This window comes from Xanthomonas sp. DAR 80977, from assembly GCF_041240605.1.
Taxonomy (GTDB): Bacteria; Pseudomonadota; Gammaproteobacteria; order Xanthomonadales; family Xanthomonadaceae; genus Xanthomonas_A; species Xanthomonas_A bundabergensis.
This window is the reverse complement of sequence record NZ_CP162487.1, coordinates 3,445,835-3,457,678: the sequence shown is the minus strand read 5'-3', so window position 1 is coordinate 3,457,678 and position 11,844 is coordinate 3,445,835. Positions and strand designations below refer to the sequence as shown.

7 protein-coding genes are annotated in these 11,844 nt (G+C 70.2%); all 7 read left to right on the top strand.

Going from position 1 to position 11,844, the window contains the following annotated elements:
* The 7 genes from AB3X10_RS14545 (at position 1) to AB3X10_RS14515 (ending at position 11,796) form a co-directional block, all read left to right on the top strand.
* Entirely contained in the window at positions 1-906 is a 906-nt protein-coding gene (locus tag AB3X10_RS14545; protein WP_369975855.1) for a dihydrodipicolinate synthase family protein, read from the top strand.
* A 1-nt stretch (position 907) separates the two neighbouring features.
* Entirely contained in the window at positions 908-2,500 is a 1,593-nt protein-coding gene (locus AB3X10_RS14540) for an aldehyde dehydrogenase family protein (RefSeq protein ID WP_369975853.1), read from the top strand.
* Positions 2,497-3,705 (top strand): M24 family metallopeptidase, encoded by a 1,209-nt coding sequence (locus AB3X10_RS14535; RefSeq protein WP_369975852.1) that lies wholly within the window; start codon positions 2,497-2,499, stop codon positions 3,703-3,705. The genes AB3X10_RS14540 and AB3X10_RS14535 overlap by 4 nt, the downstream gene beginning before the upstream one ends.
* Before the next feature lie 64 nt (positions 3,706-3,769).
* Complete coding sequence (locus AB3X10_RS14530) at positions 3,770-5,599, top strand: DUF885 domain-containing protein (protein WP_369975850.1); 1,830 nt, start codon at positions 3,770-3,772, stop codon at positions 5,597-5,599.
* Positions 5,596-7,422, top strand: coding sequence for a DUF885 family protein (locus AB3X10_RS14525; RefSeq protein WP_369975849.1), 1,827 nt, complete (start codon positions 5,596-5,598; stop codon positions 7,420-7,422). The genes AB3X10_RS14530 and AB3X10_RS14525 overlap by 4 nt, the downstream gene beginning before the upstream one ends.
* A gap of 372 nt (positions 7,423-7,794) precedes the next feature.
* Positions 7,795-9,366, top strand: coding sequence for an APC family permease (locus AB3X10_RS14520; RefSeq protein ID WP_369975847.1), 1,572 nt, complete (start codon positions 7,795-7,797; stop codon positions 9,364-9,366).
* A gap of 114 nt (positions 9,367-9,480) precedes the next feature.
* Positions 9,481-11,796, top strand: a complete 2,316-nt coding sequence (locus AB3X10_RS14515) for a S9 family peptidase (protein WP_369975846.1) — start codon at positions 9,481-9,483, stop codon at positions 11,794-11,796.
* Positions 11,797-11,844 lie beyond the last annotated feature (48 nt).

The following is an 11,844-nucleotide window of genomic DNA, read 5'->3' as shown; positions in this document are numbered from 1 at the left end:
ATGAGCAAGGCTTCCTTCTGGTACGGCGTGCTGCCGGCCATCACCACTCCGTTCAACGCCGACGGCAGCATCGACCACGCGTTCCTGGCCAAGCACGCGCAGGTCATGGTCGACGCCGGCTGCACCGCGATCGTGCCGCTGGGCTCGCTGGGCGAGGCCGCCACGCTCAGCTTCGACGACAAGGTCGCGATCCTGAAGACCCTGGTGCAGGCGCTGGACGGCCGCATCCCGGTGGTGCCGGGCATCGCCGCGCTGTCCACCGACGAAGCCGTGCGCCTGGCACAGGCGGCCAAGCAGGTCGGCTGCGGCGGGCTGATGGTGCTGCCGCCGTACGTGTACTCCACCGACTGGCGCGAGATGGGCGCGCATGCGCGTGCGGTCATCGCCGCCACCGACCTGCCGGTGATCCTGTACAACAACCCGGTCGCCTACAAGACCGATTTCAGCCCGGCGCAGATCGCCGAACTGGCCGCCGAATTCCCTAACCTGCAAGCGGTCAAGGAATCCTCCGGCGACGTGCGCCGCTTCGCCGCGCTGGGCGAGCTGCTCGACGACCGCCTGGTGCTGCTGGTGGGCATGGACGATGCGATCGTCGAAGGCCTCAGCATGGGCGCCAAGGGCTGGATCGCCGGCCTGGTCAATGCCTATCCGAAGGAGTCGGTGAAGCTGTTCGAGCTGGCCCGCGACGGCGGCTATCCGGCAGCCAAGGCGCTGTACGACTGGTTCCTGCCGCTGCTGCGCCTGGACACCGTGCCCAAGTTCGTGCAACTGATCAAGCTGGTGCAGGAGAAGGTCGGCCTGGGCAGCGAGCGCGTGCGCGCGCCGCGCCTGGTCGTCGACGGCGCCGAGCGCGAAGCGGCGCTGAAGGTGATCGACCACGCCATCGCCACCCACCCCGGGCTCTGAGATGAGCATGCAGCCGCTGTTGCTTGCCGGCCATTGGCAGCCGTCGCTGGAAGCGCGCGGCAGCTTCCGCGCCGAGGACCCGCGCGACGGGAACGCGATCGGGCCGGAGTTCCCGGTCAGCGGCGCCGCCGACCTGGAAGCGGCACTGAGCGCGGCGGTGCTGGTCGCCGACGCGCTGGCCGCGGCGGCGCCCGAGCGCATCGCCGGCTTCCTCGACGCCTACGCCGCGGCGATCGATGCCGACGTGGAACAGCTGGTCGCGCTGGCGCATGCCGAGACCGGCCTGCCGGTCGAACCGCGCCTGGCCAAGGTGGAGTTGCCGCGCGCCAGCGGGCAGCTGCGCCAGGCCGCGCAGGCGGTGCGCAGCCATAGCTGGACGCAGCCGGTGATCGACACCGCGGCCGGGCTGCGCGCGCAGCTGGGGCCGCTGCACAAGCCGGTGCTGGTGTTCGGGCCGAACAATTTCCCGTTCGCGTTCAACGCGGTGGCCGGCAGCGATTTCGCCTCGGCCATCGCCGCGCGCAATCCGGTCATCGCCAAGGCGCATCCCTCGCATCCGGCCACCAGCCAGCGGCTGGCGCAGCTCGCGCACCAGGCGCTGCTGGACAACGGCCTGCCGGCCGCGGTGGTGCAGCTGCTGTACCACTTCGACAACACGCTGGGCCTGGAACTGGCCGGCGACCCGCGGCTGGGCGCGATCGGCTTCACCGGCAGCCGTGCCGGCGGGCTGGCGCTGAAGGCCGCGGCCGACCGTGCCGGGGTGCCGGCCTACGTCGAGCTGTCCAGCGTCAATCCGGTGTTCCTGTTGCCGGGCGTGCTGGCCGAGCGCGGCGCGGCGCTGGCGCAGGAATTCTTCGCCTCGTGCACGATGGGCAGCGGCCAGTTCTGCACCAACCCCGGCATCGTGGTGGTGCCCGAGGGCGAGGCCGGCGATGCGTTCGTCGCCGCCGCCAGCGCGCACTTCGCCGCGGCCGCGCCGAGCCTGCTGTTCTCGCGCGGCGTGCTCGAGCACCTGCAGCGCGGCGTGGCCACGCTGCGCAACGCCGGGGCCGCGGTATTGGCCGGCGGCGAGGCGGCGCCGGCGCCGGGCTACCGGCACGCGCCGACCCTGCTGGCGGTGTCGGCGCAGGCCTTCCTGCAACAGCCCGAGGCGCTGCAGACCGAGGCGTTCGGCCCGGTCAGCCTGGTGGTGCGCGTGGCCGGCCTGGCGGAGATGACCGCGCTGGCGCACAGCCTGGAGGGCAACCTCACCGGCACCGTGTACCGCGCCGCCGACGGCAGCGACGATGTGCTGTTCGCCGCGGTGGCCGCGGCGCTGCGGCCGCGGGTGGGACGCCTGATCTGCAACAAGATGCCGACCGGCGTGGCGGTCAGCGCGGCGATGAACCACGGCGGGCCGTACCCGAGCACCGGCCATCCGGGCTTCACCGCGGTCGGCATGCCGGCCGCGATCCGCCGTTTCGCCGCGTTGCACAGCTACGACGGCCTGCCCGATGCGCTGCTGCCGGAGCTGCTGCGCGACCGCAATCCCGGCGGCGTGCAGCGGCTGATCGACGGCCAGTGGAGCGTGGCCGACGTGGAGCGTGCGGCATGAGCGCCACCGCGCAGATCGGCGGGCTGAGCCTGGCCATGGCGCGCGCGCAGTTGGCGCCGTGGCCGGCGCAGGCGCCGCCGATCCAGCCGCAGGAATACCAGCAGCGGCTGGAGCGGGCGCGCGCGCTGCTGCGCGCGCAGGGCGCCGATGCGCTGCTGATCGGCGCCGGCGCCTCGCTGCGCTATTTCACCGGCGTGCCGTGGGGCGCCAGCGAGCGCCTGGTGGGGATGCTGCTGACCGCCGAGGGCGATCCGCTGCTGATCTGCCCGGCATTCGAGGAAGGCTCGCTGGACGCGGTGCTGCGCATTCCGGTGCGCAAGCGGCTGTGGGAAGAGCACGAGGATCCGCATGCGCTGGTCGCCGAGGCGCTGAGCGAACTCGGCGCGCAGGCGCTGGCCCTGGATCCGGGCATCGCCTTCGCCGTGCACAGCGGCTTGAGCGCGGTGCTGGACCGGGTCGCGATCCGCGACGCGACGCCGATCGTGGATGGTTGCCGCATGCGCAAGTCGGCGGCGGAACTGGCGCTGATGCAGCAGGCCTGCGACATGACCCTGCAGGTGCAGCGGCTGGCCGCCGGGCTGATCCACGAGGGCATCACCACCGCCGAACTGGTGCGTTTCATCGACCAGGCGCATCGCGCGCTCGGTGCCGACAACGGGTCCACCTTCTGCATCGTGCAGTTCGGCCACGCCACCGCGTACCCGCACGGCATCCCCGGGGTGCAGGCGCTGCGTGCGGGCGAGCTGGTGCTGATCGATACCGGCTGCACCGTGCACGGCTACCACTCCGACATCACCCGCACCTACATCTTCGGCGAGCCGAGCGAGAAGCAGCGGCGCATCTGGCAGCTGGAGCACGATGCGCAGGCGGCCGCGTTCGCCGCGGTGCGTCCGGGCGTGAGCTGCGCGGCGGTGGACCAGGCCGCGCGCGAAGTGCTGCAGGCCGCCGGGCTGGGGCCCGACTACCGCCTGCCGGGGCTGCCGCACCGCACCGGCCATGGTTGCGGCATGAGCATCCACGAGGCGCCGTACCTGGTGCGCGGCAACACGCTGGCGCTGGCACCGGGCATGTGCTGCAGCAACGAGCCGATGATCGTGGTGCCGGGCGAGTTCGGCGTGCGCCTGGAGGACCATTTCTACGTCACCGAGGACGGCGCGCAGTGGTTCACGCCGCCGTCGCCGGCGATCGACCGGCCGTTCGCCTGATGCGCGCGGCGGCCGCCAGCGCCGGGCCGCCGCGCAGGTTCCACTCGCTTACCGGAGTCCATCGATGAGATTCGCCCGCCTGTTCGTTCCCGGCGCGTTGGCCGCGGCGCTGTTGGTCGCCTGCCAGCCGGCCACGCCGCCGGCATCGCCGCCGCCGGCGAACGCCGCGGCCACCCCGGCGCGCGATCCCGCGCAGGCCTTCGCCGGCTTGCTCGACGCGCAGTGGCAGTACCAGCTCGAACACCATCCGGAGTTCGCCAGCATCATCGGCGACACGCGCTACAACGACCGCTGGAGCGATTACTCGCCGGCGGCGCTGCAGGCCGAACGACAGGCCACCGCGGACTTCCTGAAGCGCTTCGAGGCGATCGACGGCAAGGCGTTGTCGGCGCAGGACCAGCTGAGCCTGCAGATGATGCTGCGCCAGTTGCGCGACCGGCTGGAGGCGATCGCGCTGAAGAACGACGAGATGCCGCTGGAACCGGTCGGCGGCATCCAGCTGGCGCTGCCGGGTTACGCGCAGGCGTTCCCGTTCGCCAGCGTCAAGGACTACGAGGACTACATCAAGCGCCTGCAGGCGATCCCGGCGCTGCTCGACCAGGTGGTGGCGCTGTCGCGCGCCGGCGCCAAGGACGGGCTGGTGCAGCCGAAATACCTGCTCGAGCGCATTCCGGCGCAGGTGCGCGAGATCGCCGCGCCGACCGGCGCCGACAGCCCGTTCGCGCTGCCGCTGAAGACCTTCCCCGACGCGGTGCCGGCGGCCGAGCGCACGCGCCTGCGTGAGGCGATGCTGGCGGCGATCGACCAGCAGGTGCGTCCGGCCTACGCCAAGCTGGCCGATTTCGTCGCCGACGAATACGCGCCGCAAGGCCGCGCGCAGGAAGGGCTGTGGTCGTTGCCCGACGGCGAGCGCCGCTACCGCTACGCGATCCATACCCAGACCACCACCGACAAATCGCCCGAGCAGATCCACCAGATCGGCCTGGCCGAAGTGGCGCGCATCGAAGGCGAGATGAGCGCCATCGCCAAGCGGCTCGGCTATGCCGACCTGGCCGCGCTGCGCAAGGCGGTGGCGCGCGACCGCAAGTTCTTCGCCAGTTCGCGCGAGCAGATCCTGCAGCGCTACCGCGACGACATCGCGCAGATGCAGCCGCAGTTGCCCAAGCTGTTCGGCAAGCTGCCCACCACGCCGCTGGAAGTGCGCGCGATGGCCGAGTTCCGCAGCACCGCGCCGGGCGCGGAGTACTGGCAGAGCGACGCGCAGGGCAGCAAGCCGGCGCTGGTGATGGTCAACACCAGCGACTACGCGCAGCGCACCCTGGTCAACATCGAGGCCACCGCCTACCACGAGGGCGTGCCCGGCCATCACCTGCAGATCTCGCTCGCGCAGAGCCTGCCGCTGCCGCCGTTCCGCCAGCAGTCCGGCTACAACGCCTACGTCGAAGGCTGGGCGCTGTATGCCGAACGCCTGGGCAAGGACGTGGGCTTCTACCAGGACCCGTACAGCGACTACGGCCGCCTGGCCGGCGAACTGCTGCGCGCCAACCGCCTGGTGCTGGACACCGGCGTGCACTACAAGCGCTGGACCCGGCAGCAGATGATCGACTTCTTCCACGCGCATCCGTCCGACGACGAACCCAGCATCCAGGCCGAGACCGACCGCTACATCGTGTGGCCGGGCCAGGCGCTGGGCTACAAGCTCGGCGAACTCGACATCCTGGCGCTGCGCGAGAAGGCCAAGCGCGAACTCGGCGCGCGCTTCGACATCCGCGCCTTCCACGACCAGATCCTCGGCGGCGGCGCGATGCCGCTGGACCTGCTCGACGCGCGCATCGATGCCTGGATCGCGCAGGCCAAGGCCGGCGCGTCCGCCACTCCGGAGAAACCGCAATGAGCCTGAATTCCCGACTCCGCGCGCCGCTGCTGCTGGCGATGTTCTGCGCGCTCGCAGGGCAGGGCGCCGCCAGCGCCGCCGAACCCGCGCAAGCGGCTGCCGCGGCGGCGAGCAGCGACGCCGGCGCAGGCTTCAAGGCGCTGTACCTGCGCGAGTGGAAATGGCGCCAGGAGCAGTCCGCCGGCGCCGACGACGAGGACAGCCAGGGCGCCGCGGCCGACCATCTGCCGAAGGTGGACCTGGCCACGCAGAACCAGCGCACCGCGTACTGGCAGCAGGTGCTGCGCGAGCTGGATGCGATCGACCAGGCGCAGCTGTCGGCGCAGGACCAGGTGAACTACCAGGTCTACCGCCAGCAGATCGCGGTGTTCCTGGACCAGCAGCACTTCCGCGCCTGGGAGATGCCGTTCAACAGCGATACCGCGTTCTGGAGCAACCTCGGCTTCAGCGCGCGCGCCACCTTGCGCACCCGCGACGACTACCAGCGCTACCTGAAGGTCCTGGGCGACATCCCACGCTACTTCGACGAGCAGATCGTCAACATGCGCGCCGGCCTGGCACGCGGGTTCAGCCAGCCGAAGGTGACCCTGGCCGGCCGCGACCAGTCGATCGCCGACGTGGCCAACGCCAGCGGCGAGGCCAACCTGTTCTACACCCCGTTCAAGCAGATGCCGGCCAGCATCCCGGCGCAGGTGCAGGCGCAGCTGCGGCAGCAGGCGCTGGATGCGATCGCGCACAGCGTGGTGCCTGCGTATACCGAACTGCTGCATTTCATGCGCGAGGAGTACCAGCCCAAGGCCCGCACCACGCTCGCCGGCGAGGCGTTGCCGGATGGCAAGGCGTACTACCGCGCGCAGATCCGCGAGTTCACCACGCTGGACCTGTCACCCGAGCAGATCCACCGGATCGGGCTGCAGGAAGTGGCCAAGCTGCGCAAGGACATGGACCAGACCATCGCCACCAGCGGCTTCGTCGCACCGAAAGGACAGGCGACCTTTCCTGCGTTCCTGAAATTCCTGCGCACCGATCCGCAGTTCTATCCGAAGACGCCGGAGGAACTGCTCAAGCAGGCGGCGTGGATCTCCAAGCGCGTGGACGCCAAGGTCGGCGACTACATCGGCCGCCTGCCGCGGCAGCGCTTCGCGATCGAACCGGTACCGGCGGACCTGGCGCCGTTCTACACCGGCGGCCGCGGCGGCCCGGGCATCTACCTGGTCAACACCTACGACCTGCCGTCGCGGCCGCTGTACAACCTGACCGCGCTGACCCTGCACGAATCCTCGCCCGGCCACGCGCTGCAGATGCCGCTGGCGGCCGAGCAGCAGGGCCTGCCCGACTTCCGCCGCTACGGCTACATCTCCGCCTACGGTGAAGGCTGGGCGCTGTACTCGGAATACCTGGGGCAGGAGATGGGCATGTACGACACCGCCTACGACCGCTTTGGCTATCTGACCTACCAGATGTGGCGCGCCTGCCGGCTGGTGATCGACACCGGCATCCACCACAAGGGCTGGACCCGCGAACAGGCGCAGGCCTACCTGCGCGACAACACCGCGCTGAGCGAGCACGAGGTCACCACCGAGGTCGACCGCTACATCGCCTGGCCGGGGCAGGCGCTGTCGTACTACCTGGGCGAACTGAAGATCATCGAGCTGCGGCACAAGGCCGAGGCCGCGCTCGGCGAGAAATTCGACATCCGCGCCTTCCACGACGCGATCCTGGAAACTGGCTCGGTGCCGCTGCCGGTGCTGGAGCAGCGCATCGACCGCTTCATCGCCGAGGGCGGCAAGTCGCCGTGGACGCAGGAGGCGCCAAAGCAGTAGGCATGCTGAAGCCCCTCTCCCCTCGGGAGAGGGGTTGGGGTGCGGGTACGGCGCGAAGCTTCATGCAGTCGAAACGGCGCGAGGCTCCGGCCGTACCCTCATCCGCCCCTTCGGGGCACCTTCTCCCAGGGGGAGAAGGGGGCAGGGCAGCTTGTCATGGGAGCAGGAAGCACCTGGACGCATCGCTTGAAGCCCCTCTCCCTCCGGGAGAGGGGTTGGGGGGAGGGTACGGCGCGAAGCCTCATGCGGTCGAAACGTCGCGAGGCTTCGCCCGTATCCTCATCCGCCCCTTCGGGGCACCTTCTCCCGAGGGGAGAAGGGAGCAGCTGCAGGTAGTTAGCAATCGGTTACAACCTTTCCAGCGGGGACACCATGGCCACACAAGGCAAGTTCCACAAGCGTCTGAGCCTGACCGACCTGACCTTCATCGGGCTCGGTTCGATCTTCGGCTCCGGTTGGCTGTTCTCGGCCAGCCATGTGTCGGCCATCGCCGGTCCGGCCGGCATCGTGTCGTGGATCGCCGGCGGCGTGGCGGTGCTGCTGCTGGGCCTGGTCTATTGCGAACTGGGCGCGGCGCTGCCGCGCGCCGGCGGCGTGGTGCGCTATCCGGAGTATTCGCACGGCGCGCTGCTCGGCTGGCTGATGGGCTTCATCACCCTGATCGCGTTCTCCAGCCTGATCGCGATCGAGGTCGAGGCGGCGCGGCAGTACGCCGCGGCCTGGTTCCCGTCGCTGAACCAGGCCGGCAGCACCCATCCCAGCGTGGCCGGCTGGCTGCTGCAGCTGGCGCTGCTGGTGGCGTTCTTCCTGCTCAACTACTTCAGCGTCAAGACCTTCGCCACCGCCAACAACATCGTCAGCGTGTTCAAGTTCATGGTGCCGGTGCTGGTGATCGTGCTGCTGATGGCGCACTTCAATCCGCAGAACCTGCACGTGCAGGGCTTCGCGCCGTCCGGCGCGGCCGGCGTGGAGGCGGCGATCTCGGCCGGCGGCATCATCTTCGCCTACCTCGGGCTGACCCCGATCGTGTCGGTGGCCAGCGAGGTGCGCGATCCGCAGCGCAACATCCCGATCGCGCTGATCCTGTCGGTGGCGCTGTCCACGGTCATCTACGTGCTGCTGCAGCTGGCGTTCCTGGGCAGCGTGCCGTCGGCGTACCTGGCGCAGGGCTGGGGCGGCATCGACAAGGCGTTCGCGCTGCCGTACCACGACATCGCGCTGGCGCTGGGCATGGGCTGGCTGGCGGCGCTGGTGATCTGCGATGCGATGATCTCGCCCAGCGGCACCGGCAACATCTACATGAACGCCACGCCGCGCGTGGTCTACGGCTGGGCGCGCAGCGGCGGCTTCCTGTCGGTGCTGACCCGGGTCGATGCCAAGTCCGGCATCCCGCGCCCGGCGCTGTGGCTGAGCCTGGCGCTGTCGGTGTTCTGGACCCTGCCGTTCCCGTCGTGGGAAACGCTGATTCAAGTAGTGTCGGCGGCGCTGGTGCTGAGCTATGCGGTGGCGCCGGTGACCGTGGCCGCGCTGCGCCGCAGCGCGCCGGAACTGCCGCGGCCGTTCCTGCTGCGCGGCATGAACGTGCTCGGCCCGCTGTCGTTCATCGTCGCCGCGTTGATCGTGTACTGGTCCACCTGGAACACGCTGTCGTGGCTGCTCGGCCTGCAGATCGCGATGTTCGCGCTGTACGTGCTGTACAAGCTGCCGAGCGCCGCCGGACGCGCGCAGCTGTGGCAACAGGTGCGCGGTGCGTTGTGGCTGATCGGGTTCTTCGTGCTGGTGCTGCTGGTGTCCTACCTGGGCACCTTCGGCGGCACCGGCCAGATCGCGCATCCCTGGGACACGCTGAGCGTGGCCGTGATCGCGTTCGGCTGCTACCACTGGGGCGCGCGCACCGGGTTGCGCAGCGACCAGTTGGCGCTGGAAGAGGACGACGGGGAATAGGTTGCTCGCTTTTTGTAGGAGCGGCCTCAGCCGCGACAGCATGCTGCAGAGCGCCTGTCGCGGCTGAAGCCGCTCCTACGGAAGGGCAGGGAATTCAGGGGATATCGGAACACAATGAACAGATTGGTTGCATCGATCCTGCTGGCCGCGGTGTCCTGCGCCGGCTACGCCCAGGCCGCGCCGAGCGCCGCCGACTACCAGCGCTCGCTCGGCCTGCGCGAGGCGTGGATGACGCTGACCGAGAACGTCGCCTGGCCGGCGCAATGGCGCGACGACGGCACGTTCTACTACCGCAAGACGGTGCCAGGCGGTTTCGCCTTCGTGCTCGAGGACGTGGCCGGCCAGCGCAAGCAGCCGGCGTTCGATGCGGTGCGGCTGGCGCGCGCGCTGAGCGCCACGGCCGGGACCGAGTACCCGGCGCTGCGGCTGCCGTTCGAGCGCTTCAGCTATGCGGCCGACGCCGGCCGCGACAACGCCGCGATCGTGTTCCAGATCGACTACGCGCCGTGGCGCTGCACGCTCGCCGACTATGTCTGCGCGCGCGCCGATGCCGGCCCGCAGCCGCGGCCGCGCGGCTTCGGCGTGGTCCGCGATCCGGCGGTGGCCGCCGACAACACGCCGCGGCGCTCGCCCGACGGGCGCTGGGACGCGTTCGCCGATGGCCACGACATCGTGCTGCGCAGCGTCGCCGACGGCCACGTGCAGCGCCTGAGCGAGGACGGCCGCGCCGACGATTTCTACGATCCGGAAACGCTGGCCTGGTCGCCGGACTCGCAGCGGCTGGCGGTGTACCGGGTGCGCCCGGGCTTCGCGCGGCGGGTGACGCGGGTGGAGGCGGCGCCGCCCGGCGGCGGCCAGCCGCGCGTGCGCACCCAGCTGTATCCCAAGCCCGGCGACGCGGTGGACATCGAGCGGCCGGTGCTGTTCGACCTCGCCGGCGCGGACGCCGGCGGCGGCGCGCGCCGCATCGCCATCGACGACGCGCTGTTCGCCAATCCGTACCAGCTGTCGCCGATCCAGTGGCGCAAGGACGGCCGCAGCTTCGTGTTCGACTACGTGCAGCGCGGTTTCCAGCGCATGCGCGCGATCGCGGTGGACGCGGCCAGCGGCCGCGCGCGCGTGGCGGTGGGCGAGGACGCCAGGACTTTCGTCTACGCCGACCGCAGCTACCGCCACGACGTGGACGGGCTCGGCAAGGAGATCCTGTGGATCTCCGAACGCGACGGCTGGCGCCATCTCTATCTGTTCGATGGCGAAACCGGCAAGGTCAAGACGCAGGTCACCAGGGGCGCGTGGATCGTGCGCGACGTGCTGCGCGTGGACGACGCGCAGCGCCGCATCTGGTTCTCCGCCAGCGGCATGGACGTGGGCAAGGATCCGTACTACCGGCAGCTGTTCGCGGTGGATTTCGACGGCGGCCACCTGACCCGGCTGACCACCGCCGATGCCGACCACGACGTGGCCATCGCCGACGACGGCCGCCACTACGTGGACACCTATTCGCGCCCGGACCTGCCGCCGGTGATGGAACTGCACGCCATCGACGGCACGCTGCTGCAGGTGGTCGAGCGCGGCGACATCGGCAAGCTGCAGGCCGCCGGCTGGCGCGCGCCGCAGACCTTCGTGGCCAAGGGCCGCGACGGCCGCACCGACATCTGGGGCATGGTGGTGCGTCCGCGCGACTACGACCCGCGCAAGAAATACCCGGTGATCGAGAACATCTATGCCGGCCCGCACGACAGCTTCGTGCCCAAGACCTTCTGGCCGTTCGGCTACCACTCCGGCGGCGACAAGCAGATCGGCATGCAGGCGCAGGCCGACCTGGGGTTCATCGTGGTGATGATCGACGGCATGGGCACCGCCAACCGTTCCAAGGCGTTCCACGACGTGGCCTGGAAGAACCTCGGCGATTCCGGGTTCCCGGACCGCATCGCCTGGCACAAGGCGCTGGCGGCCAAGGATCCGTCCTACGACATCAGCCGCGTCGGCATCTACGGCGCCTCCGCCGGCGGGCAGAGCACGCTCGGCGCGCTGGAACGGCATCCGGACTTCTACAAGGTGGGCGTGGCGTTCGCCGGCTGCTACGACAACCGCATGGACAAGATCAGCTGGAACGAGCAGTGGATGGGCTGGCCGGTGGACGCCAGCTATGCCGCCGCCTCGGGCGTGGACCACGCGGCCAGGCTGCGCGGCGAATTGCTGATGATCGTCGGCGAGCAGGACAGCAATGTCGACCCGGCCTCGACCGCGCAGGTGGTGGATGCGCTGATCAAGGCCGGCAAGGATTTCGACCTGCTCAACGTGCCCGGCGGCGAGCATTCGGTGGGCCGTTCCAGCGGCCCGATCGACTATGTGCAGCGGCGCCAGTACGACTTCTTCGTGCGGCATCTGCTGGATGCGCCGACGCCGCGCTGGAATGCGAACGACTAGAGGGGTTATGCGGATGTGGCGATTTTTGCAGCGGGACTCGGGACTCGG

What these genes read in the sequence shown, in the direction of transcription:
- AB3X10_RS14530 (WP_369975850.1), top strand. Translation starts at nt 3,770, where the DNA reads ATGAGATTCGCCCGCCTGTTCGTTCCCGGCGCGTTGGCCGCGGCGCTG.
- AB3X10_RS14535 (WP_369975852.1), top strand. Translation starts at nt 2,497, where the DNA reads ATGAGCGCCACCGCGCAGATCGGCGGGCTGAGCCTGGCCATGGCGCGC.
- AB3X10_RS14520 (WP_369975847.1), top strand. Translation starts at nt 7,795, where the DNA reads ATGGCCACACAAGGCAAGTTCCACAAGCGTCTGAGCCTGACCGACCTG.
- AB3X10_RS14525 (WP_369975849.1), top strand. Translation starts at nt 5,596, where the DNA reads ATGAGCCTGAATTCCCGACTCCGCGCGCCGCTGCTGCTGGCGATGTTC.
- AB3X10_RS14540 (WP_369975853.1), top strand. Translation starts at nt 908, where the DNA reads ATGAGCATGCAGCCGCTGTTGCTTGCCGGCCATTGGCAGCCGTCGCTG.
- AB3X10_RS14515 (WP_369975846.1), top strand. Translation starts at nt 9,481, where the DNA reads ATGAACAGATTGGTTGCATCGATCCTGCTGGCCGCGGTGTCCTGCGCC.
- AB3X10_RS14545 (WP_369975855.1), top strand. Translation starts at nt 1, where the DNA reads ATGAGCAAGGCTTCCTTCTGGTACGGCGTGCTGCCGGCCATCACCACT.